Source organism: Pseudomonas sp. 9.2(2024) (assembly GCF_039695385.1).
Classification (GTDB): domain Bacteria; phylum Pseudomonadota; class Gammaproteobacteria; order Pseudomonadales; family Pseudomonadaceae; genus Aquipseudomonas; species Aquipseudomonas paraglycinae.
In genome coordinates this window covers 4146307-4171083 of sequence record NZ_CP155585.1, presented here as the reverse complement: position 1 = coordinate 4171083, position 24777 = coordinate 4146307, and the positions used below count along the sequence as shown (strand labels likewise).

Annotated in this window: 20 protein-coding genes; 4 read left to right on the top strand and 16 right to left on the bottom strand. The window is 59.1% G+C overall.

Features of this window, described 5'->3' with window-relative positions; translation table 11 throughout:
• Nucleotide 1: 1 nt before the first annotated feature.
• The 12 genes from nuoC to ABFB52_RS18655 form a co-directional block, all read right to left on the bottom strand.
• On the bottom strand, nt 2-1786 hold the full coding sequence (gene nuoC / locus ABFB52_RS18710) for an NADH-quinone oxidoreductase subunit C/D (protein ID WP_129972713.1): 1785 nt from the start codon (nt 1784-1786) through the stop codon (nt 2-4).
• A 69-nt stretch (nt 1787-1855) separates the two neighbouring features.
• Nucleotides 1856-2530: an NADH-quinone oxidoreductase subunit B gene (locus ABFB52_RS18705; RefSeq protein WP_007951456.1), complete on the bottom strand. Its 675-nt coding sequence runs from the start codon at nt 2528-2530 to the stop codon at nt 1856-1858.
• A gap of 10 nt (nt 2531-2540) precedes the next feature.
• Nucleotides 2541-2954: an NADH-quinone oxidoreductase subunit A gene (locus ABFB52_RS18700; protein ID WP_003223812.1), complete on the bottom strand. Its 414-nt coding sequence runs from the start codon at nt 2952-2954 to the stop codon at nt 2541-2543.
• Between the two features lie 547 nt (nt 2955-3501).
• Nucleotides 3502-4827: an isocitrate lyase gene (gene aceA, locus ABFB52_RS18695; RefSeq protein ID WP_007951455.1), complete on the bottom strand. Its 1326-nt coding sequence runs from the start codon at nt 4825-4827 to the stop codon at nt 3502-3504.
• A 476-nt stretch (nt 4828-5303) separates the two neighbouring features.
• Complete coding sequence (locus tag ABFB52_RS18690) at nt 5304-6056, bottom strand: secretin N-terminal domain-containing protein (protein WP_007951453.1); 753 nt, start codon at nt 6054-6056, stop codon at nt 5304-5306.
• Nucleotides 6057-6298: 242 nt separating this feature from the next.
• Nucleotides 6299-6724, bottom strand: coding sequence for a GNAT family N-acetyltransferase (locus ABFB52_RS18685; protein ID WP_129972714.1), 426 nt, complete (start codon nt 6722-6724; stop codon nt 6299-6301).
• Entirely contained in the window at nt 6717-7892 is a 1176-nt protein-coding gene (locus ABFB52_RS18680) for a cupin domain-containing protein (RefSeq protein WP_007951451.1), read from the bottom strand. The genes ABFB52_RS18685 and ABFB52_RS18680 overlap by 8 nt, the downstream gene beginning before the upstream one ends.
• A gap of 86 nt (nt 7893-7978) precedes the next feature.
• The gene (gene purB / locus ABFB52_RS18675) at nt 7979-9349 is read right to left on the bottom strand and encodes an adenylosuccinate lyase (RefSeq protein WP_039767413.1); all 1371 of its coding nucleotides are present in this window, start codon (nt 9347-9349) and stop codon (nt 7979-7981) included.
• 127 nt (nt 9350-9476) lie between these two features.
• Nucleotides 9477-10100, bottom strand: coding sequence for a high frequency lysogenization protein HflD (gene hflD, locus ABFB52_RS18670; protein ID WP_039767411.1), 624 nt, complete (start codon nt 10098-10100; stop codon nt 9477-9479).
• Nucleotides 10097-11221, bottom strand: a complete 1125-nt coding sequence (gene mnmA, locus ABFB52_RS18665) for a tRNA 2-thiouridine(34) synthase MnmA (RefSeq protein ID WP_085745984.1) — start codon at nt 11219-11221, stop codon at nt 10097-10099. Before mnmA ends, hflD begins: the two co-directional genes overlap by 4 nt.
• Before the next feature lie 59 nt (nt 11222-11280).
• The gene (locus tag ABFB52_RS18660; protein ID WP_102687967.1) at nt 11281-11727 is read right to left on the bottom strand and encodes an NUDIX hydrolase; all 447 of its coding nucleotides are present in this window, start codon (nt 11725-11727) and stop codon (nt 11281-11283) included.
• A gap of 78 nt (nt 11728-11805) precedes the next feature.
• Nucleotides 11806-14031, bottom strand: coding sequence for an NADP-dependent isocitrate dehydrogenase (locus ABFB52_RS18655; protein WP_102687968.1), 2226 nt, complete (start codon nt 14029-14031; stop codon nt 11806-11808).
• A 481-nt stretch (nt 14032-14512) separates the two neighbouring features.
• Between ABFB52_RS18655 and icd the strand changes: the two genes are divergently transcribed.
• Nucleotides 14513-15769: an NADP-dependent isocitrate dehydrogenase gene (gene icd / locus ABFB52_RS18650; RefSeq protein WP_129972715.1), complete on the top strand. Its 1257-nt coding sequence runs from the start codon at nt 14513-14515 to the stop codon at nt 15767-15769.
• Nucleotides 15770-15848: 79 nt separating this feature from the next.
• Here the strand turns inward: icd and ABFB52_RS18645 are convergent, their stop codons facing one another.
• Nucleotides 15849-16130, bottom strand: coding sequence for a cold shock domain-containing protein (locus tag ABFB52_RS18645; protein WP_085745987.1), 282 nt, complete (start codon nt 16128-16130; stop codon nt 15849-15851).
• A gap of 224 nt (nt 16131-16354) precedes the next feature.
• Between ABFB52_RS18645 and clpS the strand changes: the two genes are divergently transcribed.
• Together clpS and clpA are read left to right on the top strand one after the other, a co-directional pair.
• The gene (clpS, locus tag ABFB52_RS18640) at nt 16355-16738 is read left to right on the top strand and encodes an ATP-dependent Clp protease adapter ClpS (RefSeq protein WP_011334948.1); all 384 of its coding nucleotides are present in this window, start codon (nt 16355-16357) and stop codon (nt 16736-16738) included.
• Nucleotides 16739-16768: 30 nt separating this feature from the next.
• Entirely contained in the window at nt 16769-19039 is a 2271-nt protein-coding gene (gene clpA, locus ABFB52_RS18635) for an ATP-dependent Clp protease ATP-binding subunit ClpA (protein ID WP_007951436.1), read from the top strand.
• Between the two features lie 962 nt (nt 19040-20001).
• On the opposite strand, the gene infA is transcribed toward clpA, so the two are convergent.
• The 3 genes from infA to aat form a co-directional block, all read right to left on the bottom strand.
• Nucleotides 20002-20220, bottom strand: a complete 219-nt coding sequence (gene infA, locus ABFB52_RS18630; RefSeq protein WP_002553999.1) for a translation initiation factor IF-1 — start codon at nt 20218-20220, stop codon at nt 20002-20004.
• Between the two features lie 112 nt (nt 20221-20332).
• A complete protein-coding gene (locus ABFB52_RS18625; protein WP_102718731.1) occupies nt 20333-21040 on the bottom strand; it encodes an arginyltransferase in 708 nt (235 codons plus the stop codon).
• Nucleotides 21041-21098: 58 nt separating this feature from the next.
• Nucleotides 21099-21779 (bottom strand): leucyl/phenylalanyl-tRNA--protein transferase, encoded by a 681-nt coding sequence (aat, locus tag ABFB52_RS18620; protein WP_085745989.1) that lies wholly within the window; start codon nt 21777-21779, stop codon nt 21099-21101.
• Nucleotides 21780-22301: 522 nt separating this feature from the next.
• Between aat and ABFB52_RS18615 the strand changes: the two genes are divergently transcribed.
• Complete coding sequence (locus ABFB52_RS18615) at nt 22302-24710, top strand: DNA translocase FtsK (protein WP_045121862.1); 2409 nt, start codon at nt 22302-22304, stop codon at nt 24708-24710.
• Nucleotides 24711-24777 lie beyond the last annotated feature (67 nt).

The following is a 24777-nucleotide window of genomic DNA, read 5'->3' as shown; positions in this document are numbered from 1 at the left end:
CTTAGCGGTCCACGTCGGCCATAACGAAATCGATACTACCCAGGTACGCAATCAGGTCCGCGACCATGCTGCCTTTGATCACCGAAGGGATCTGTTGCAGATGCGGGAAGCTCGGAGTACGGATCCGGGTACGGTAGCTCATGGTGCCGCCGTCGCTCGTCAGGTAATAACTGTTGATGCCCTTGGTCGCTTCGATCATCTGGAAGGATTCGTTGGCCGGCATGACCGGGCCCCACGAAACCTGCAGGAAGTGCGTGATCAGGGTTTCGATGTGCTGCAGCGTGCGCTCTTTCGGCGGCGGCGTGGTCAGCGGGTGATCCGCCTTGTACGGGCCTTCCGGCATGTTGCGCAGGCATTGGTCGATGATCTTGACGCTCTGGCGCATCTCTTCGACGCGAACCATGCAGCGGTCGTAGGCATCGCCGTTGGCAGCCAGCGGTACTTCGAATTCGAAGTTCTCGTAGCCGGAGTACGGACGCGCTTTACGCAGGTCGAAATCGCAACCCGTGGAACGCAGGCCGGCACCGGTGACGCCCCATTCCAGGGCCTCTTTGGTGTTGTACTGGGCAACGCCGATGGTACGACCCTTGAGGATGCTGTTCTGCAGGGCGGCCTTGGTGTATTCGTCGAGGCGCTTTGGCAGCCATTCAACGAAGTCTTTCACCAGTTTTTCCCAGCCGCGCGGCAGGTCGTGGGCGACGCCACCGATGCGGTACCAGGCCGGGTGCAGACGGAAACCGGTGATGGCTTCGATCACCGTGTACGCCTTCTGGCGGTCGGTGAAGGTGAAGAACACCGGAGTCATGGCGCCGACGTCCTGGATGTAGGTACCCAGGAACAGCAGGTGGCTGGTGATCCGGAAGAACTCGGCCATCATGATGCGGATGACGTCGACCTTCTCTGGCACCTTGATGCCGGCCAGCTTCTCGACCGAGAGCACGTACGGCAGGTTGTTCATCACGCCGCCGAGGTAGTCGATACGGTCGGTGTAAGGAATGAAGCTGTGCCAGGACTGACGCTCGGCCATCTTCTCGGCACCACGGTGGTGGTAACCGATGTCCGGAACGCAGTCGACGATCTCTTCACCGTCCAGTTGCAGGATGATGCGGAACGCACCGTGAGCCGAAGGATGGTTCGGGCCCAGGTTGAGGAACATGTAGTCCTCGTTCGCCCCGGAACGCTTCATGCCCCAGTCTTCAGGACGGAAACGCGCGGCTTCTTCCTCAAGCTGTTGCTTGGCCAGGTTCAGGCTGAACGGATCGAATTCGGTGGCGCGCGCCGGGAAGTCCTTGCGCAGCGGGTGACCTTCCCAGGTCGGCGGCATCATGATGCGCGACAGGTGCGGGTGACCTTTGAAGTCGATGCCGTACATGTCCCAGACTTCACGCTCGTACCAGTTGGCGTTCGGCCAGATGCTGGTGACGGTCGGCAAGCTGAGGTCGCTCTCGGACAAGGCGACCTTGATCATCACGTCACTATTACGTTCCAGCGACATGAGGTGATAGAACACGGTGAAATCGGCACCGCTCGGCAGCCCTTGACGCTTGGTGCGCAGACGCTCGTCCACGCCGTGCAGGTCATAGAGCATGACGTACGGCTTGGGCAGGTTGCGCAGGAAGGTCAGGACTTCGACGAATCTGGCGCGAGCCACCCACAGCACCGGCATGCCGGTGCGGGTCGGCTGAGCGGTGAACGCTTCGGCGCCAAAACGGTTGTTCAGTTCGACGACCACATCCTGGTCGTCTGCCTTATAAGGCGGGATGTACAGAGCACTGCCTGTAGTCATGGTTATTTTTTCGCTTTCGGTCAACGTAAAGAATGAAGCCAGCTTCTCGTTTCTTTGAAACAGACTGGATCAGACTTCGTCAGGGCTGCGCAGGTTGGTGACTGCGATTCGCTGTTCGCGGCGCTGTTCCTTCTGCGAAGGCATGTCGGCGCGATAAACGCCTTGATCGCCAACGACCCAGGAAAGTGGGCGACGCTCCTGGCCAATGGATTCCTGCAACAGCATCAAGCCTTGCAGAAATGCTTCTGGACGGGGCGGGCAGCCAGGTACGTAGACGTCAACGGGCAGGAACTTGTCCACCCCCTGAACCACGGAGTAGATGTCGTACATGCCGCCGGAGTTGGCGCACGAACCCATCGAGATCACCCACTTGGGCTCGAGCATCTGCTCGTACAGGCGCTGAATGATCGGCGCCATCTTGATGAAGCAGGTCCCGGCGATAACCATGAAGTCGGCCTGACGCGGTGATGCCCGGATAACTTCGGCGCCGAAGCGCGCGATGTCGTGGGGCGCCGTGAAGGCGGTGGTCATTTCCACGTAGCAGCACGACAGACCGAAGTTGTACGGCCACAGGGAGTTCTTACGTCCCCAGTTGACCGCGCCACTCAGCACGTCTTCCAGCTTGCCCATGAAAATGTTTTTGTGGACTTGATCTTCTAACGGATCGGAAACGGTTTCCCGCTGGCCGATCGGATACTGCTCGTTAGGAGCATCGGGGTCGATTCTGGTGAGATTGTATTGCATTGCCAAAGCCTCATTGTTTCAGCTTCGCCTGCCGCTTGCGACGAGCTTCCGGAGCCCAGTCAAGGGCGCCCACTCGGAACAGGTAGACAAGACCTGCCAACAGAATTGCTATGAAAACGAGAGCTTCGACGAATCCGGTCCAGCCGCTTTCGCGGACGGACACAGACCATGCAAAGAGAAAGAGGGCTTCGATATCGAAGATCACGAACAGCATCGCGACCAGATAGAATTTGGCTGAGAGCCGCAAGCGGGCGCCACCGGTAGGTAGCATGCCGGACTCGAACGGTTCGTTTTTGCTGCGGCCCCAGGCTTTTGACCCGAGGAGGCTGGAGACGCCGAGCATGAAGGCACACAGGCCGACTACACCCAGAAGGAAAATGGCAAAGCCCCAGTTGTGGGCCATGAGTCCTGTCGCTTCGGGCATGCTGGAAATCCTTAACAGAGAGCAAAGGTCTCTGAGCTTGATAAAGAAATAAGGCAGTGACGATATGTCGCAGCAATCAATCGCGCTGATTTTATGGCTAAACACCCTGCAAGTAAAATTCCTATAGCGAAATTATTTATTGGAATAAGGACATAGCGCGCCTCGAAGGGCCCGCAGCCCATGCGTTGCGGGCATTAGCCGGAATTTCACGAATTATGTTTTGTAGGAAATGTAACGAACATAGTTGCCGCTAAATGATAATTGATATCGTTTGGAGTGGTTTGGTAACTGTTTAACGGGTCAGTAGTTGGGAAGTTGTCTTATATGCGCGTTACTGCAAGTAGCGGCGGCGCCCGTTTTAGCCGATTTTTGCGATGCGGATACCGCTCTGGATCAATGTTTTGCCTGACAGGTTGTGCCAATTCCTGAGGCGCCCGGAAAACCGCAGGCAAAAAAAACGCCCCGAACCAGTCGGGGCGTCAGTTTTTCGGCAATGCGGTTAGCTTTCTATACGGTCCGCAAAGGCCGTTCGCTCAGGCGAAGTCGATCAGTGGAACTGTTCTTCTTCGGTCGAACCGGTCAGCGCGGTCACCGAGGACGTGCCGCCCTGGATCACGGTGGTCATGTCGTCGAAGTAGCCAGTGCCCACTTCCTGCTGGTGAGCCACGAAGGTGTAACCCTTGGCGGCGTCAGCGAATTCCTGCTCTTGCAGCTTCACGTAGGCGGTCATGTCGTTGCGGGCGTAGTCGTGCGCCAGGTTGAACATGCTGTGCCACATGTTGTGAATGCCGGCCAGGGTGATGAACTGGTGCTTGTAACCCATGGCGGACAGTTCGCGCTGGAACTTGGCGATGGTCGCGTCGTCCAGGTTTTTCTTCCAGTTGAAGGAAGGCGAGCAGTTGTACGACAGGATCTGGTCCGGATATTCCTTTTTGATCGCTTCAGCGAAACGACGGGCTTCGTCCAGGTCCGGCTTGGCGGTTTCGCACCAGATCAGGTCGGCGTACGGCGCGTAGGCCAGGCCGCGGGCGATTGCCTGGTCCAGGCCTGCACGAACCTTGTAGAAACCTTCCTGAGTACGGGTGCCAGTCACGAACGGCTGGTCGTACGGGTCGCAGTCGGACGTCAGCAGGTCGGCAGCGTTGGCGTCGGTACGGGCCAGGATGATGGTCGGTACACCGGCAACGTCGGCAGCCAGACGAGCAGCGGTCAGCTTCTGTACGGCTTCCTGGGTTGGAACCAGAACCTTGCCGCCCATGTGGCCGCATTTCTTCACGGAAGCCAGCTGGTCTTCGAAGTGAACGCCAGCGGCGCCTGCTTCGATCATGCTCTTCATCAGCTCGTAGGCGTTCAGCACGCCGCCGAAACCGGCTTCGGCGTCAGCCACGATTGGCGCGAAGTAGTCGATGTAGCCATCGTCGCCCGGGTTCTTGCCGGCTTTCCACTGGATCTGGTCGGCACGACGGAACGAGTTGTTGATGCGCTTGACCACGGTTGGAACCGAGTCCACCGGGTACAGCGACTGGTCCGGGTACATCGATTCGGCGGAGTTGTTATCCGCAGCGACTTGCCAGCCCGACAGGTAGATCGCCTGGATACCGGCTTTGACCTGCTGCACAGCTTGGCCGCCGGTCAGGGCGCCCATGCAGTTGACGAAATCTTTCTCTGGGCGGAAGGACGGCTTGGCACCCTGGGTGACCAGGTTCCACAGTTTTTCGGCGCCCATTTTTGCAAAGGTGTGCTCTGGTTGAACCGAGCCACGCAGACGGACGACGTCAGCAGCGGAGTAATTGCGAGTCACGCCTTTCCAGCGCGGGTTTTCAGCCCAGTCTTTTTCAAGGGCTGCAATTTGCTGTTCGCGTGTCAGTGCCATGGAGATAAACCTCGTCGCGTCTTTATGAAAAGTTGTTCTGCGGTGGAAAATTCCTTGCGCTCGCTGACCAGAAGCTTAGGTGGTCAGGTCGGGTTCGGCGGGGCAGGCGACGGGATGAACGATGGGCTCGAGGGGAAGTGAGCAGGTAAAGGCGAACTGGCGGGCGCATTCGGGCGTCGTGGGCCTTTATACGAACTACAGTGTAAAGCCGGGTTACCTAATTACGCTTCCGTCCCTCGGGACAACTTCGTTCCAGTCGGCAACCTCGTCAAACACACCTTGTGGGCGGTACAGACACGAAACGGCTCGCGGGGATGGTTGCGAGCATCGCTTCGAAGGCCCTTGCCAGGGCCTCTGATTAGCGGGAGCGAGGCCATCATGCCTTCGCTTTTTTGGCTCGTCAAACGTTTTGTAGTGCTTTTTTTCAAGCACTACATCTTTCGTCTAATACGACTAATCAGTCAGTTTTCGGTGCTTTAGTCCAACGTGTCGACTTTCACCCGCAACGTCATGTCATCCCGGCCTTGAGTCGAGTAGCTGCGGGCCAGGCCCTGTTTGTCGGCCTGAGTCTGGCGATTTACGCCAGCGAGGGTGATCCACTCGCCCAGACGCCCGGTGACAGTTGTGTCGGTGCTTTGCACGTTCACTACATCGGGACGTTCCTGGCTCATGCGGTCACGGTTGGTACTGATGGCCAGGTGAACGGTTTCGCCGGTGACGCTGGCGGTGACATAAAACCCTTGGGTGACGTTGCGATATTGAGTCTGGCTGCTGTAATCGCCGTAGGAGTTGGTCTGGCTGCTGGTGATCGGCACGCTTTGGCCAACCTGGATCAGCGCCGGTGCGCCTTCGCTGGCCTGGATCTGCTGAATGCCGCCGTCACGGCTGGCAGTGCTGCGACTGATGATGCGGGTTTGCGCGCCATTGACCGAATAGCCTTCATCGCCACGACCGTTGTTTTCGTTGGTGTCGACCGTGATCAGCAGGCGCTTGGGCGCGGTGTCGAGTTGCGAGAGCAGGTCCTTGAGTTCTTCGATCTTGCCGGGTTCAGCCTTGACGATCAGTTGGTTGCCATAGGCGCTGACCTGGCCGTCCTTGCCGATGAAGTCTTGAGCCACCGGCAGCATGTCGGCGCTGGTGTGGTATTTGAGGGGCACGATTTCTGTGGCTGCCATCACCGAAAAACTGCAGCCGAGCAGCAGGGTGGTGAGCAGGGTGCGTAGGGACATGTCCGTTATCTCCGCTTTCGAAAGGCTTGATATTGCCAGTTTGTCGGCCCGGGGTGGGGCAAGTTGAATCCTAGACAGCAAAACGCCCCGGCATCGTGAGATGGCGGGGCGTTTTACGTGATCGTTCCCACGCTCCGCGTGGGAATGCAGCCAGTGACGCTCTGCGTCACATGCCGCAAGGGACGCGGAGCGTCCCGAGAGGCATTCCCACGCAGAGCGTGGGAACGATCGGCGCCTCGGTCTTAAGCTGAGTGACGAACCATATCGACATGCGGAATCCCGGCTTCGAGGAATTCCTCGCTGACCAGGTTGAAACCCAGGCGCTCATAGAACGCCGTGGCCTGTACCTGGGCGCTGAGCATCTGCTGCTTCAGGCCGCGTGCTTCCGCTTCGGCAATCACCGTTTGCATCAGCGCATCGCCGACCTTCAGGCCGCGCCAGTCCTTCAGCACCGAAACCCGGCCGACATGCCCGTCGGGCAAGAGGCGGGCGGTGCCGATCGGAAAGTCGCCTTCGAAAGCCAGGAAATGCACCGCCGTGGCGTCATCAGCGTCCCACTCAAGCTCGGGTGGAACCGATTGTTCGGCAATGAACACCGTTTCGCGAATGCGGCGGATCTCGGCGTTGTCCTTTTGCCAGTCTGCAACACGTACGCGAATCTTATTCATCGTCGGCGAACCCCAGGCTTCCCTGTTTGACCAGTTCGCACAGCAGGCCGCGACCGTCTTCGTCGCTCAGCCAGTCACCGAGATTGTCTGTGTGCAGGGCGTCGGCAGAGCAGATCAGCTTCAGCAGTTCGCGCAGCTTGCCCGGCAGGTAACGGCTCTGACCGCTGGCGAACAGCAGCAGATCGTCATCGACGTCCGACCACGCCAGACGCGCGCTCGGGTTGCGGATCAGGATGGCACCGTCTTCGAGCGCGCCGAGGAGGTCTTCTTCCTCGACTTCTTCCGGGCCGACCACCAGCTCTGGATAACGCGGCTCGGTCATGTACTGGCCGAACCAGGTCAGCAGCAGGCGTTCGTCGCTCATGTGTTCGGCGAGCAGCGCTTTCAGGCGGCCGAGTGCATCGTGCTGGATCTGATGTGGATCATCGCTGACCGGCTTGGCGTCGGCGTCGGTGTAGCGCTCTTCGTCAGTCAGGAACTGGCTGAGGAAGTCGGTGAAGTGGGTCAGCACTTCAGCGGCGCTCGGTGCGCGGAAGCCGACCGAGTATGTCATGCAGTCATCGACGGCAACGCCGCAGTGAGCCAGGCGCGGCGGCAGGTAGAGCATGTCGCCCGGTTCCAGGACCCACTCTTCGGTCTCGTGGAATTCGGCGAGGATGCGCAGATCCGCGTGTTGCAGCAGCGGGCTTTCGGAGTCGCACATCTGGCCGATTTTCCAGTTGCGCTTGCCGTGGCCTTGCAGCAGGAACACGTCGTAGTTGTCGAAGTGCGGACCGACGCTGCCACCCGGAGCGGCGAAGCTGATCATCACGTCGTCGACGCGCCAGCTCGGCAGGAAGCGGAAGTTCTCCAGCAGCTCGCTGACTTCCGGCACGAACTGATCGACCGCCTGCACCAGCAGGGTCCACTCGCGCTCCGGCAGTTTGCTGAATTCGTCTTCGGCGAACGGGCCGCGACGCAGTTCCCAAGGGCGCTCGCCGTGCTCGATCACCAGGCGCGATTCGACTTCTTCTTCCAGGGCCAGGCCGGCGAGTTCGTCGGCGTCGATCGGGCTTTCGAAATCAGGAATCGCCTGACGGATCAGCAGTGGTTTTTTCTGCCAGTAATCGCGCATGAATTCGCGCGCCGTAAGACCACCCAGAAGTTGAAGAGGAATATCGGGATTCATATGTAACCTATTGAAAAAAAGCATTTTTCAGACGGGAATAAAAACGCCCGGCGCGGCCGGGCGTCTCAAACGGGTCAAGCAGTCGATCAGATGCGTTTGGCTTGCGCTACAGCGTTTCCGATGTAGTTGGCCGGCGTCAGTTGCTTGAGCTCGGCTTTCGCAGCGGCCGGCATGTCCAGGCCATCGATGAAAGTCTGCAGCGCTTCAGGGCTGATGCCCTTGCCGCGAGTCAGTTCTTTCAGCTTCTCGTACGGATTTTCGATGTTGTAGCGGCGCATCACGGTCTGGATCGGCTCGGCCAGGACTTCCCAGCAAGCGTCCAGATCGGCAGCGATCTTGTCAGCGTTCAGCTCGAGCTTGCTGATGCCTTTGAGGCTCGCTTCGTACGCGATCACGCTGTGGGCGAAGCCGACACCGAGGTTACGCAGCACGGTGGAGTCGGTCAGGTCACGCTGCCAGCGGGAGATTGGCAGTTTGCTCGCCAGGTGCTGGAACAGTGCGTTGGCGATGCCCAGGTTGCCTTCGGAGTTTTCGAAGTCGATCGGGTTGACCTTGTGCGGCATGGTCGACGAACCGATTTCGCCGGCGATGGTGCGCTGCTTGAAGTAACCGAGGGAGATGTAGCCCCAGATGTCACGGTCGAAGTCGATCAGGATGGTGTTGAAGCGCGCAATGGCGTCGAACAGCTCGGCGATGTAGTCGTGCGGCTCGATCTGCGTGGTGTACGGGTTGAAGCCCAGGCCCAGCTCGTCTTCGATGAAGGCGCGGGCGTTGGCTTCCCAGTCGATCTGCGGGTAGGCCGACAGGTGAGCGTTGTAGTTGCCGACAGCGCCGTTGATCTTGCCCAGCAGCGGAACGGCAGCGACCTGAGCGATCTGGCGCTCGAGACGGTAAACCACGTTCGCCAGCTCTTTACCCAGGGTGGTCGGCGAAGCCGGCTGACCGTGGGTGCGCGACAGCATCGGCACGTCGGCGAAGCGGATGGCCAGTTCGCGGATGGCGTTGGCGGTCTGGCGCATCAGCGGCAGCATCACGTCGTCACGGCCTTCGCGCAGCATCAGGGCGTGGGACAGGTTGTTGATGTCCTCGCTGGTGCAGGCGAAGTGGATGAATTCGCTGACCTTGGCCAGCTCAGGCAGCTTGGCCGCTTGCTCTTTGAGCAGGTATTCGATCGCTTTTACGTCGTGGTTGGTGGTGCGCTCGATCTCTTTCACGCGCTCGGCGTGCTCCAGCGAGAAGTTTTCGGCCAGTTCATTCAGAACGGCGTTGGCTTCGGCGGAGAAGGCTGGCACTTCCGGGATGCCGGCGTGAGCCGCCAGGCGCTGGAGCCAGCGCACTTCAACCAGAACGCGGGCACGGATCAGACCGTACTCGCTGAAAATTGGGCGCAGGGCCTGGGTTTTGCCGGCGTAGCGGCCGTCAACAGGGGAAACCGCAGTGAGCGAAGAGAGCTGCATGGGGTGTTCTCGGACAGTCGGGCAACGAAATGGGGCGCGTATCATACATGAAAAAATCCGCCGGTCCGTCGCCAACTGACCGGCGTATTACGCGTTACAGACTACAAAGCTTTTATTGCGCGGCGATTTACTCGCTGCGCATCAACGGATACAGCTCTTTGAGCAATTTGCGTCGGCTGACGACCAGCTGCCAGCGGTGACCGCCGAGCTGACGCCACAGGCGTGCCGAACGAATGCCGGCGAGCAGCAGAGCGCGAATCTTCGAGGCGTTGCTCGGCTGCTGCAGATTGCGCATGTCGCCATGCACCTGAATGCGCTGGCGCAGCGTGCTCAGTGTGTCCTGATACAGCGCACCGCAGGCCGCGATCACATTTTCGTGGGCCGGGCCGAAATGCTCGACCTGCGACTGGATCTGCGGCAAGCGCTTGCCGATCACGTCGAGCATGTCGTTGCGCTTGGCCAGTTGTCGCTCAAGGCCAAGCATCGACAGGGCGTAGCGCAGCGGTTCGCGTTGCAAGGTGCTTGGGTCGCGCTCGAGGGCGCCGATCAGCGCGCGGTAACCCTCGCGCAGGTTGATATCGTCGCCGCCGTAAACATCCAGGGTATCTTTCGGGTCGCGAACCAGCAGGCTGCCGAGCATGCAGCTCAGGCCGGCCTCGTTGGTCTGGCCGGTCTTGGCGATCCGGTCGACCAGCACGGCGGCGAGAAACACGCCGCCCAGAGCGGTCAATTGCTCCTGAGTCGGGCTCATGCCTGGCCGCTCCACGGCTCGGCGACTTCGATCACGCCGCCACCGAGGCAGACTTCACCGTCATAGAACACCACCGACTGGCCCGGCGTGACCGCGCGCTGCGGCTCGTCGAACACGGCGCGATAGCCGGTTTCGGTTTTCTCAAGGGTGCAGGCCTGATCGCTCTGGCGATAACGAACCTTGGCAGTCAGGCGCAGCGGCTGGCTTAGATCGATCGGGTTGACCCAATAGATTTCCGAAGCGAGCAGGGCGCTGGAGAACAGCCACGGATGGTTGTTGCCCTGACCGACGATCAGCTCGTTGGTGTCCAGATCCTTGCGCAGCACGTACCACGGCTCGTCGCCGGCGTCTTTCAGGCCGCCGATGCCCAGGCCCTGACGCTGGCCGATGGTGTGGTACATCAAGCCGTGGTGACGGCCGATGACTTCGCCTTCGGTGGTCTTGATCTCGCCCGGTTGTGCCGGCAGGTATTGCTTGAGGAAATCGCTGAAGCGACGCTCGCCGATGAAGCAGATCCCGGTGGAATCCTTCTTCTTGGCGGTCGCCAGCTCGTATTTCTCGGCAATCGCGCGGACTTCCGGTTTTTCCAGCTCGCCGACCGGGAACAGGGTCTTGGCGATCTGTTCGCCGCCGACGGCGTGCAGGAAGTAGCTCTGATCCTTGTTCGGATCCAGGCCCTTGAGCAGCTCGGTGCGGCCATCGATATCGCGGCGGCGCACGTAGTGGCCGGTGGCGATCAGGTCAGCGCCGAGCATCATGGCGTAGTCGAGGAACGCCTTGAACTTGATCTCGCGGTTGCACAGGATATCCGGGTTCGGCGTGCGGCCGGCCTTGTATTCGGCCAGGAAGTGCTCGAACACGTTGTCCCAGTACTCGGCGGCGAAGTTGGCGGTGTGCAGCTTGATACCGATCTTGTCGCACACGGCCTGGGCATCCGCCAGGTCGTCCATGGCGGTGCAGTATTCCGTTCCGTCGTCTTCTTCCCAGTTCTTCATGAACAGGCCTTCCACTTCATAGCCCTGCTCGATCAGCAGGAGAGCGGAAACGGAAGAGTCCACGCCGCCGGACATGCCGACAATGACGCGCTTCTTGGATGTGTCAGAAGGGGCTGGATCACGCATAGGGATTCAATGAGTGTCTTGAAAAAGGACGCGATTCTATCAGGCTCACGGCCTCAAGGCTAAAGGGAAGGGCGGATCAGTTCGAGGCCGAAGCGATTGCCGGCCAGATAATCATCGATGCAACGGATGATCAGCTCGCTGCGCCAGTTGTCGCGCTGGGCCAATAATTCGTCGCGGGTCAGCCACTTGGCGCCGACGATGCCGTCGTCGAGTTGATAATCCGGGTGATGTTTCACGGCTTTGGCGCTGAAGCACACGCGCTGGTAAGTCACGCCGTTGCTCGGGGCGGTGTAAAGATAAATGCCGACCACGGCGGTGGGTTCGACGTCCCAGCCGGTTTCTTCGAGGGTTTCGCGCACGGCGGCTTCGATCAGGGTTTCTTCCGGATCCAGATGACCGGCGGGCTGATTGAGCACGTTACGCCCGGCCTTGTGTTCCTCGACCATCAAAAAACGCCCGTTGTCCTCGACGATGGTGGCGACGGTGATGTGGGGGAGCCATTGCATTGATTGAATCTCCTGAGCGATAGGCAGAAACACAAACCCCGGCGCAAGGCCGGGGTCTGTGATGTTCCCTTTACAACCTTATACCAGCGCAGCGATGGCCGCGTTGAGGGTTGCGCTTGGGCGCATGGCCTTGCTGATCAGCTCGGCATTGGCGTGGTAGTAACCGCCGATGTCCACTGGCTTGCCTTGAACGGCGTTGAGCTCGGCAACGATGGTCGCTTCGTTCTCGGTCAGGGTCTTGGCCAGAGTCGCGAACTGCGCTTGCAGTGCAGTGTCTTCGGTCTGGGCGGCCAGGGCTTGTGCCCAGTACATTGCCAGGTAGAAGTGGCTGCCGCGGTTGTCGATGTTGCCGACTTTACGCGATGGCGACTTGTTGTTGTCGAGGAACTGGCCAGTGGCCTGGTCCAGGGTCTTGGACAGAACCAGCGCTTTCGGGTTGTTGTAGTTCACACCCAGGTGCTCGAGAGACGCGGCCAGGGCCAGGAATTCACCCAGCGAATCCCAGCGCAGGAAGTTCTCTTCGACCAGTTGCTGCACGTGCTTCGGAGCCGAACCGCCGGCGCCGGTTTCGAACAGGCCACCGCCGTTCATCAGCGGCACGATCGACAGCATCTTGGCGCTGGTGCCCAGTTCCATGATCGGGAACAGGTCGGTCAGGTAGTCACGCAGTACGTTGCCGGTCACCGAAATGGTGTCCTTGCCTTCGCGGGTGCGCTGCAGGGTGTATTTCATGGCATCGACCGGCGCCATGATCTGGATGTCCAGACCAGCGGTGTCGTGATCCTTCAGGTAAGCCTGAACCTTCTCGATCACCACGCCGTCGTGGGCGCGCATCGGGTCCAGCCAGAAAATGGCTGGCGTTGCGCTTGCACGAGCACGGTTGACGGCCAGTTTGACCCAGTCCTGGATCGGCGCGTCTTTGGTCTGGCACATGCGGAAGATGTCGCCGGCTTCAACAGCCTGTTCCATCAGCAGGGTGCCTTTGCTGTCGGTTACGCGAACCACGCCGTCGGCCTTGATCTGGAAGGTCTTGTCGTGGGAACCGTACTCTTCAGCCTTTTTAGCCATCAGGCCAACGTTTGGCACGCTGCCCATGGTGGTCGGATCGAAAGCGCCATTGGCTTTGCAATCTTCGATCACGGCCTGGTAGATGGTGGCGTAGCAGCGATCCGGGATCACAGCCTTGGTGTCGTGCAGCTGGCCGTCGGTGCCCCACATCTTGCCGGAGTCACGGATCATGGCCGGCATCGAGGCGTCGACGATAACGTCGCTCGGCACGTGCAGGTTGGTGATGCCTTTGTCGGAGTTGACCATCGCCAGCGAAGGACGAACGGCGTAGACCGCCTGCACGTCGGCTTCGATCTGGGCTTGTTGTTCGGCCGGCAGGGATTTGATGCGGGCGTACAGGTCGCCGATGCCGTTGTTCAGGTTGAAGCCGATCTCGGCCAGCACGTCGGCGTGCTTGGTCAGGGCGTCGTTGTAGAACTCGGCAACGATCTGGCCGAACATGATCGGGTCGGAGACCTTCATCATGGTGGCTTTCAGGTGAACCGACAGCAGCACGCCTTGTTGCTTGGCGCTGTCGATTTCAGCGGCGATGAACGCGCGCAGAGCCTTTTTGCTCATCACGGAGCAGTCGAGGATCTCGCCCGCCTGAACGGTGGTTTTTTCTTTCAGGGCGGTGGTGGTGCCGTCTTGGGCGACCAGCTCGATTTTCACGGTGTCAGCGGCGTCGATCAGGGCCGCTTTTTCGCTGCCGTAGAAATCGCCGGTGCTCATGTGAGCGACGTGGGACTTGGAGTCCTTGGCCCAGGCGCCCATTTTGTGTGGGTGCTTGCGAGCGTAGTTCTTGACCGACAACGGCGCGCGACGGTCGGAGTTGCCTTCACGCAGAACCGGGTTCACGGCGCTGCCCTTGACCTTGTCGTAGCGCGCCTTGGCGTCTTTGTCGGCGTCGCTGGTCACGGTTTCCGGGTAGTCCGGCAGGTTGTAGCCCTGGGCCTGCAGTTCTTTGATCGCGGCTTGCAGTTGCGGAACCGAGGCGCTGATGTTCGGCAGCTTGATGATGTTGGCTTCAGGCGTAACGGCCAGGTCGCCCAGTTCGGCGAGGTGGTCGGCTACGGCTTTGTCGCCCAGTTGCTCGGGGAAGCTGGCCAGAATACGTGCTGCAAGAGAGATATCGCGGGTTTCCACGGCGATATCGGCCGAGGCGGTGTAAGCCTCGATGATCGGCAGCAGGGAATAGGTGGCGAGGGCTGGAGCTTCGTCGGTGAAGGTATAGATGATCTTCGAGCGGGTGGGCATATTCGGATTAACTCTCTCTTCTTTGCTAAAGCGTGCGCAGAAACTCGAGGGGCGCCGGGTAAGCGCGTTCGTTCAAAGTCATCCATGAACCGAATGTCGAGAATCTTCGCGGTGATGTTGGGTGCATCAGTAGAGCGTCAAGCAGTCGGACTGCGGTAACAACCCGACCAATCAGGCGGAAAGTCTCGTGCTAGAGAGGCCAGCCGTCGTGACCCTTTGGTCAGCGGGCGGCATTATACATAGGTAGCTGGCAATCTGCCGATGGTTCATATGCAACGATTCTCGTCCATTGGTCTAAAGGTCGCAGGCCGGGGTGGGGCGTAGAGTCGCCGTGAATGCTTGAGATTGGCGCTTTTCCCTTTGCTTTCAGGCTTGTACGAACCGAGATGTGGTCGCGCCCGGAACAGAGGGTTTGCGTGTTGATTTAACTGGGTTACGCTCGAACCAAGCCAGATGTTCAATCCAAACAATGGAGTTCAGCATGGGTTACAAGAAGATTCAGGTTCCAGCCGTCGGCGACAAAATCACCGTCAACGCAGACCATTCTCTCAATGTCCCTGATAACCCGATCATTCCCTTCATCGAAGGTGACGGCATTGGCGTCGACGTCAGCCCTGTGATGATCAAAGTGGTTGATGCTGCCGTAGAGAAAGCCTACGGGGGCAAGCGCAAGATTTCCTGGATGGAGGTTTATGCTGGCGAAAAAGCAACTCAAGTCTATGACCAGGACACCTGGCTGCCCCAGGAAACCCTGGACGCGGTCAAGGATTACGTGGTTTCCATCAAGGGCCCGCTGACCACCCCGGTCGGTGGCGGCATCCGCTCCCTCAACGTTGCCCTGCGCCAACAGCTCGATCTCTATGTCTGCCTGCGCCCTGTGGTGTGGTTCGAAGGCGTGCCAAGCCCGGTGAAAAAGCCTGGCGACGTCGACATGGTGATCTTCCGCGAGAACTCCGAAGACATTTATGCCGGTATCGAATGGAAAGCCGGCTCCCCTGAGGCCACCAAGGTCATCAAGTTCCTGAAAGAAGAAATGGGCGTCACCAAGATCCGTTTCGACCAGGATTGCGGCATCGGCATCAAGCCGGTTTCGAAAGAAGGCACCAAGCGTCTGGTGCGCAAGGCCCTGCAATACGTGGTGGACAACGACCGCAAGTCGCTGACCATCGTGCACAAGGGCAACATCATGAAATTCACCGAAGGTGCCTTCAAGGACTGGGGCTACGAGGTGGCGAAGGAAGAATTCGGCGCCGAGCTGCTCGATGGCGGCCCATGGATGAAATTCAAGAACCCGAAAACCGGCCGCGAAGTCGTCGTCAAGGACGCCATCGCCGACGCCATGCTCCAGCAGATCCTGCTGCGTCCGGCCGAATACGATGTGATCGCCACCCTCAACCTCAATGGTGACTACCTGTCCGATGCGCTGGCGGCGGAAGTGGGCGGTATCGGTATCGCGCCGGGCGCCAACCTGTCCGACACCGTGGCCATGTTCGAGGCGACCCACGGTACTGCGCCGAAATATGCCGGCAAGGACCAGGTCAACCCGGGTTCGGTGATTCTGTCGGCGGAGATGATGCTGCGCCACCTGGGCTGGACCGAGGCGGCCGACCTGATCATCAAGGGCACCAATGGCGCCATCAAGGCCAAGACCGTGACCTACGACTTCGAACGTCTGATGGAAGGCGCCACGCTGGTGTCTTCTTCGAGCTTCGGTGAAGCGCTGATCAAGCACATGTAAGAACGGCAGCTGCAACGAAACCGCCCGGCTCGAGTGATCGAGCCGGGCGGTTTGTTTTCTGGCAGGTGTTCGGGTTGCTTCAGCTGGTCACTGATTGGTGATGAGCGGCTGCCGAGGCGGCATCTTTTGCGGCTTCGACATTCTTGATTTCTGTAGCGTGAAGGCCTTTGGGGCCTTGTACGATCACGAATTCGACGATTTGCCCGGCTTTGAGGGTTTTGTACCCGTCCATCTTGATGGCGGAAAAATGGGCAAAGAAATCGATATCCTTGCCGTCCTCGTCCTTCCCCTCGCGGGATTCGGTATTGATGAAGCCGAACCCCTTGGCATTGTTGAACCATTTCACCTTGCCGACAGCCATGCTCAAATCCCTCTGCAACAGTCTCCATCGCTGGAGTATCATCCAATTCATCCGCAGTCGAATCCGTTAAAAAGATTGACTCCGCGGATCTTTTTTCCCCACTGTGGGTTCTATTGGTTGTAACACCGTTTTCCCGATAGTCAAGGTGACCGGGCAGTCGGAGTTGAAAACGTGTCAAGCCGCCCCCACCACTGTATTTGCACAACTGACGAACCTTTCTTTCCATGCATGCAATCAGCCAGATTCGACTAACATTCAATCAGGATCGCCCGCTTCTCCAAAAGGATCTTCCACAGGAGCACGACGACGATTCGGCAGGCGTTGCTGTTCAGGAAGCAAAGCCTGCGTTACAGGCGCCGCCGATGTACAAGGTGGTTTTGTTTAATGATGACTACACACCGATGGATTTCGTCGTCGAAGTGCTCGAGGTGTTTTTTAACCTGAATCGCGAGCTGGCGACCAAGGTCATGCTGGCCGTCCACACAGAAGGGCGGGCAGTATGTGGAGTGTTTACCCGCGACATCGCCGAGACAAAGGCCATGCAGGTCAACCAGTACGCCAGGGAAAGCCAGCATCCGCTACTCTGTGAAATCGAGAAGGACGGTTAATCGCCGACCACTTGGGTATGAGGTGAAGCTATGTTAAACCGCGAGCTCGAAGTCACCCTCAATCTTGCCTTCAAGGAGGCACGTTCGAAACGTCATGAATTCATGACCGTCGAACACCTGCTGCTGGCCCTATTGGACAATGAGGCTGCCGCCACCGTATTGCGTGCCTGCGGCGCAAACCTCGACAAACTCAAGCACGACCTGCAGGAGTTCATCGACTCCACCACGCCACTGATCCCCGTCCATGACGAGGATCGCGAAACCCAGCCAACCCTGGGCTTCCAGCGTGTGCTGCAACGTGCTGTCTTTCATGTGCAGAGCTCGGGCAAACGCGAAGTGACCGGCGCCAACGTGCTGGTTGCAATCTTCAGTGAGCAAGAGAGTCAGGCGGTGTTCCTGCTGAAACAGCAGAGCGTTGCACGCATTGATGTCGTCAACTATATCGCCCACGGCATTTCCAAAGTGCCGGGGCATGGCGATCACTCTGAAGGTGAACAAGATATGCAGGACGACGAGGGCGGTGAGTCTTCTTCTTCAGGCAATCCGCTGGACGCTTACGCCAGCAACCTCAACGAACTCGCACGCCAGGGCCGGATCGATCCGCTGGTCGGGCGTGAAACGGAAGTCGAGCGTGTCGCGCAGATTCTCGCGCGCCGTCGCAAGAACAATCCGCTGCTGGTAGGCGAGGCTGGCGTGGGTAAAACCGCGATTGCCGAAGGCCTGGCCAAACGTATTGTCGACAACCAGGTGCCGGACCTGCTGGCCAACAGCGTCGTTTATTCCCTCGATCTGGGCGCTCTGCTCGCGGGCACCAAGTATCGCGGTGACTTCGAGAAGCGCTTCAAGGCGCTGCTCAACGAACTGAAAAAACGTCCGCAGGCGATCCTGTTCATCGACGAAATCCACACCATCATCGGTGCGGGTGCTGCGTCCGGTGGCGTCATGGATGCCTCGAACCTGCTCAAACCGCTGCTGTCGTCTGGCGACATTCGCTGCATCGGCTCGACCACGTTCCAGGAATTCCGTGGCATCTTCGAAAAAGACCGTGCCCTGGCGCGTCGCTTCCAGAAGGTCGATGTCGTCGAGCCGTCGGTGGAAGACACCATCGGTATCCTGCGCGGCCTGAAAGGGCGTTTCGAACAGCACCACAACATCGAATACAGCGATGAGTCGCTGCGCGCCGCTGCGGAACTGGCTTCGCGCTACATCAATGACCGGCACATGCCGGACAAGGCCATCGACGTGATCGACGAGGCGGGCGCCTACCAGCGTCTGCAGCCGGTCGAGAAGCGTGTGAAACGCATCGAAGTGCCTGAGGTCGAGGACATCGTTGCGAAAATCGCGCGGATTCCGCCGAAGCACGTCACCAGCTCCGACAAGGAACTGCTGCGTAACCTCGAGCGTGACTTGAAGCTGACGGTGTTCGGTCAGGACGCGGCGATCGATTCGCTGTCGACTGCGATCAAGCTGTCTCGTGCCGGGCTCAAGTCGCCTGACAAGCCTGTCGGTTCGTTCCTGTTCGCAGGGCCGACCGGTGTTGGTAAAACCGAAGCCGCGCGTCAATTGGCCAAGGCGTTGGGGATCGAACTGGTGCGCTTCGACATGTCCGAGTACATGGAGCGTCACACCGTATCGCGTCTGATCGGTGCGCCTCCGGGGTATGTCGGTTTCGACCAGGGCGGTCTGTTGACCGAAGCGATCACCAAGCAGCCGCATTGCGTATTGCTGCTCGATGAAATCGAGAAGGCGCATCCGGAAGTCTTCAACCTGCTGCTGCAGGTGATGGACCACGGTACGCTGACCGACAACAACGGGCGCAAGGCGGATTTCCGCAATGTGATCGTGATCATGACCACCAACGCCGGTGCTGAGACGGCGGCACGTGCTTCGATCGGTTTCACCCATCAGGACCACTCGTCTGATGCGATGGAAGTGATCAAGAAGAGCTTTACGCCGGAATTCCGCAACCGTCTGGATACCATCATTCAGTTTGGTCGCCTCAGTCATGAGGTCATCAAAAGTGTGGTGGACAAGTTCCTCACCGAACTTCAGGCGCAGCTGGAAGACAAGCGTGTGCTTCTGGAAGTTACCGATGCGGCGCGCAGCTGGCTGGCGGCCGGTGGTTACGATTCGGCCATGGGCGCTCGTCCGATGGCGCGTCTGATCCAGGACAAGATCAAGCGTCCGCTGGCGGAGGAGATTCTGTTTGGCGAGCTGGCCGAGCATGGTGGTGTGGTTCACATCGACATCAAGGATGGTGAGTTGACGTTTGACTTCGAGACCACTGCAGAAATGGCCTGACGGCTGGTAAGTGAAAAGGCGCCTTCGGGCGCCTTTTTATTGTCTGCGGTTTTTATTTTGTGGGCATATCCGTTGCTTCGGGAGCTGCCGCTGGCGGTTTCGCCCTTACGGCGAGTCACCTTTTCCAAACGCCGAAAAGGTAACCCAAAAGGCTTCAACCCTGACGTACGGCCCTCGCTGTGGCTCGGGTTCCTTCGCTCCGGGATTGATCCGGGGGCATCGCCTACGGTTTGCTTCGCTGCACCTCCTCTCGATGCATGCGGCTGCGCCGCACGGTCGCTGCGCTCCCACCCCCGGATCAATCCCTCCACTCAGCCTGCCGACGGGCCCTGCGATCAAAAGTGGTACTCGAGCTAACGCTCATCGTTTTGAGTGGAGAGGAGCGGGGCGTGTTCGGCTTTGGTTTTGTGGTGGGTTTACCCCTCACCCCAGCCCTCTCCCTGAGGAGAGGGAGCCGATTTGTGGGCTTTTCAAAACTTGAGTTCGACTCGGTATTGCACGTCGGCGTAGCTCTGCCATACACCTCGATCAGTTCCCTCTCCCTACGGGCGGTCCGACGTTTCGGGAGGGCTAGGGTGAGGGGCTCTTGATCTGGCTCTTGATCTGCTTTTGATCTTTAGTCCCTTCGGCAGGCCGAGCGGAGGTGTCCATCAGGGGGTAGGCGCGCAGCGCCGTGCGGCGAAGCCGCATACATCGAGAGGAGGTGCAGCGAAGCAAACCGTAGGCGATGCCCCCTGGTGGACACCGTAGCGAGGGAACACTGAGCCTAAGCGAAGTGCCGTACGCCGGGGCAAAAGCCTTTTGGTTCCTTTTTGGCGTTTGAAAAAGGGACTCGCTGTAAGAGCGAAACCATAAGAAGCCGTTACCGCAGCAACGGATATACACTCAAAACTCAAGCGCAAACCCAAAACCCAGACAAACAAAAACGCCCGGCAAATGCCGGGCGTCTTGTATCGACTTGATTAGCGAGCGCGGTAAGTAATACGCCCTTTGCTCAAGTCATAGGGCGTCAGCTCGACGCGCACTTTGTCACCGGTAAGAATACGAATGTAGTTCTTGCGCATCTTGCCGGAAATATGCGCGGTTACGACGTGCCCATTTTCCAACTCCACACGAAACATGGTGTTGGGCAGGGTGTCGACGACAGTGCCTTCCATTTCGAAGCTGTCTTCTTTCGACATGCAGTAAAGCCCTCGGTATCCAATGAATGGCCCGGTGCAACTGCGCCAGGCAAAAGCGGCGTGCATTGTGCCCGAAAAATGGGGTTTACGCCAAGGGGTTTAGGGTTTGCGTTTAGTTCAGGACGACCCAGCGCTGATTGATCAGCAGTTCGATAGGCCGATATTGGGTCTTGTAGTTCATCTTTTTGCAGTTTTTGATCCAGTAACCCAGATACACCGCCTCAAGCCCCAGCCGCTGGGCTTCGGCGATTTGCCAGAGGATTGCGTAACGGCCCAGGCTGCGGCGTTCCTCCGTCGGCTCGTAAAAGGTGTAGACCGCCGACAGGCCGTTGGGCAGCAGATCGGTCACGGCAACTGCCAGCAACCGTCCGTCGAGCCGGAACTCGTAGAACCGTGAGAAGGGCAGGTCGCGTACCAGAAAGGTCGAGAATTGATCGCGGCTCGGCGGGTACATGTCGCCATCCGCGTGGCGCTGTTCGATGTAGCGCTGATAGAGGTCGAAGTACTCTTCGCTGAACGCCGGCTTGACCGGGCGCACCTGCAAATCGATGTTGCGCTTGAAGATGCGTTTCTGCTGACGGTTGGGGTTGAACTGAGCGACAGGAATGCGCGCAGGCACGCAGGCATTGCAGTTCTGGCAATGCGGGCGGTACAGATGGTCGCCGCTGCGACGAAAGCCCATTTCTGACAGGTCTGCGTAGACATGCACATCCATGGGCTGGCTCGGGTCGAGAAACAGGGTCGTCGCCTGTTCCTCGGGCAGATAACTGCAAGAGTGAGGCTGAGTGGCATAAAACTTCAACCGCGCCAACTCGGTCATGATCAACCCTCAAGGGTAAGCTGGTGAATTAAGTGTAAGCCACGCGCGCAAAAGTCGCTCAGCAAACCCAGGTCGCATGATTGGGTTGATCGAGGTGTCGGGCCAGATAGTCGGCGAATGCAGAACGGGAAATTGCCCGGGCGCCAAGGCTTTGCAGATGATCGGTAGGCATCTGGCAGTCAATCAATACGAAACCCGCCTGTTTCAGATGTTGCACCAGCGTCGCAAAACCGTACTTGGACGCGTTGTCCGCGCGGCTGAACATCGACTCGCCGAAGAACAGCTGCCCCATCGCCAGGCCGTACAGGCCGCCGACCAGTTCGCCCTCATCCCAGACTTCCACCGAGTGAGCAAAACCGCGCCGATGCAATTCGATATAGGCGTCCTGCATCGCCTCGGTGATCCAGGTGCCGTCGGCGTATTCCCTGGGAGCGGCGCAGGCGTGGATCACGGCGTCGAAATCCTGATCGAAGGTCACTTGATAACGCTGTTGGCGCATCAATTTGCCGAGGCTGCGCGAGACGTGCAGTTCGTCGGGAAAAAGCACGGTACGCGGATCCGGCGACCACCAGAGAATCGGCTGGCCTTCGGAAAACCATGGAAAGCAGCCGTGACGATAAGCCTGGATCAAACGATCGGCGGACAGGTCGCCACCGGCCGCCAGCAATCCGTTGGGATCGCGCATGGCCTTTTCCAGTGGCGGGAAAGTCAGTGAATTGCGTTGTAACCAAGTCAGCATGGCGTCCAGGCTTGCAGAAGGGGAGGGCGGTGGGCGCTGGGCCCGAGGTAAAGTGTGCCGGGAAATGACGCGAATGTCCTCCACTGAGGTGCTGTGTTTTGACCTCTGCAACTTGAGCATCCGAATGCGGTCGTAATCGGGCGTTGCACCGGTGCGGGCAAGGTTGCCGATGCCAATGTGTTGCACTCAGGGGAAATGAGGCGCGAATGCTTCGCTACGTTCATCAAATACACCTCATAAGCCTTTGTCACAAAAGGTAATGCATGCTCAAATTGAACGCCGGGTGTTGTGCGTTTGGCTATGCTTGAACCTGGGGCCTGGAAGCATGGCATCGAACGCGCAAACCCGTACAATGCCGGGCTGTTACAGAATATTCGCCGCGTGCCGTGTTTATAAAAGGCGGGGCGCAGTGTTAAAAGTAGTCTCCGTTGCGCCCGTCAATTTTTTTACCTGCCTGGATTGGGCAGTTTTTTATCGTCATTCAATAGATGGACGCGCCTCTGGCGCAGGAAAAGAAGCGTTTTGAAGAAATCCACGGAAGCACCAAAAACAGTCGTTCCGCTCTGGCGTCAACAGTTGCACTACCGGCTCAAGGAAGGTGCATTGATTGCCATCGGTGCCTTGTGCCTGTTCCTGATGATGGCGTTGCTGACCTACGGCAAGGATGATCCGGGCTGGAGCCACAACAGCAAGATCGACGACGTGCAGAACTTCGGCGGTCCGGCCGGTTCCTACAGCGCCGACATCCTGTTCATGGTGCTGGGTTATTTCGCCTACATCTTCCCGTTGCTGCTGGCGATCAAGGCGTATCAGATCTTCCGTCAGCGTCACGAGCCGTGGCAGTGGAGCGGCTGGCTGTTCTCCTGGCGCCTGATCGGCCTGGTGTTTCTGGTGTTGTCCGGCGCTGCGCTGGCACACATTCATTTCCATGCCGCCACCGGTCTGCCGGCTGGTGCCGGTGGTGCGCTGGGCGAAAGCCTTGGTGATCTGGCCCGTAATGCCCTGAACATTCAGGGCAGCACGTTGCTGTTCATCGCACTGTTCCTGTTCGGCCTGACGGTGTTCACTGACCTGTCGTGGTTCAAGGTGATGGACATCACCGGCAAGATCACCCTCGACCTGTTCGAACTGTTCCAGGGCGCGGTCAACCGCTGGTGGTCGGCGCGCACCGAGCGCAAGCAACTGGTCGCGCAACTGCGTGAAGTCGACGATCGCGTGCACGACGTGGTTGCACCGACAGTCACCGACAAGCGCGAGCAGGCCAAGGTCAAGGAGCGTCTGATCGAGCGCGAACAGGCTCTGAGCAAGCACATGTCCGAGCGCGAGAAACAGGTTCCGCCGGTCATCGCCCCGGCCCCGGTCAAGGCGCCGGAGCCAAGCAAGCGCGTGCAGAAAGAGAAGCAGGTGCCGTTGTTCGTCGACAGCGCCGTGGAAGGCACCTTGCCGCCGATCTCGATTCTCGACCCGGCTGAAAAGAAACAACTCAATTATTCGCCCGAATCCCTGGCGGCGGTCGGCCACTTGCTGGAGATCAAGCTCAAGGAGTTCGGCGTCGAAGTCACCGTGGATTCGATTCACCCCGGTCCGGTCATTACCCGTTACGAAATCCAGCCTGCTGCCGGCGTGAAGGTCAGTCGTATCGCCAACCTGGCGAAAGACCTTGCACGTTCGCTGGCCGTGACCAGTGTGCGGGTGGTGGAAGTGATTCCGGGCAAGACCACGGTCGGTATCGAAATTCCTAACGAAGACCGGCAGATCGTGCGCTTCTCCGAAGTGCTGTCGACGCCTGAGTACGACAACTTCAAATCGCCTGTCACCCTGGCTCTGGGCCACGACATCGGCGGCAAGCCGGTCATCACTGACCTGGCGAAGATGCCGCACCTGTTGGTGGCCGGTACCACCGGTTCCGGTAAGTCGGTGGGCGTGAACGCGATGATCCTGTCGATCCTGTTCAAGTCCGGCCCGGACGACGCCAAGCTGATCATGATCGACCCGAAAATGCTCGAGCTGTCGATCTACGAAGGCATTCCGCACCTGCTGTGCCCGGTCGTGACCGACATGAAGGACGCCGCCAACGCCCTGCGCTGGAGCGTGGCCGAGATGGAGCGTCGCTACAAGCTGATGGCGAAGATGGGCGTGCGAAACCTGTCCGGCTTCAACGCCAAGGTCAAGGAAGCCCAGGACGCCGGCGAGCCCCTGAGCGATCCGCTGTACAAACGCGAAAGCATCCACGATGAAGCGCCGCTGCTGCAGAAGCTGCCGACCATCGTCGTGGTCGTGGACGAATTCGCCGACATGATGATGATCGTCGGCAAGAAGGTAGAAGAACTGATCGCCCGTATCGCCCAGAAGGCGCGTGCGGCCGGTATTCACCTGATTCTTGCGACTCAACGACCTTCGGTGGACGTGATCACCGGTCTGATCAAGGCCAACATCCCGACACGGATGGCGTTCCAGGTATCGAGCAAGATCGACTCCCGGACCATCATCGACCAGGGCGGCGCCGAACAACTGCTCGGTCACGGTGACATGCTTTACATGCCGCCGGGCACCAGCCTGCCGATCCGGGTTCACGGCGCCTTCGTGTCCGACGATGAAGTTCACCGGGTGGTGGAAGCCTGGAAGCTGCGCGGTGCGCCGGAATACAACGACGACATCCTCAACGGTGTCGAAGAGGCGGGCAGTGGTTTCGAAGGCAGCAGCGGCGGCGGTGACGGCGACGATCCGGAAGCTGACGCGCTGTACGACGAAGCCGTGCAGTTCGTGCTGGAAAGCCGTCGCGCCTCCATCTCCGCTGTACAGCGCAAGCTGAAGATCGGCTACAACCGTGCCGCGCGCATGATCGAAGCCATGGAAATGGCCGGGGTCGTGACGTCGATGAACACCAACGGTTCCCGCGAAGTACTGGCCCCTGGCCCGGTACGCGACTGATTCGATACCCTGATCCAAATGCAATGGACGGTGCATGAAGCGCCGTCCACTTTCCCACGAGTATTCA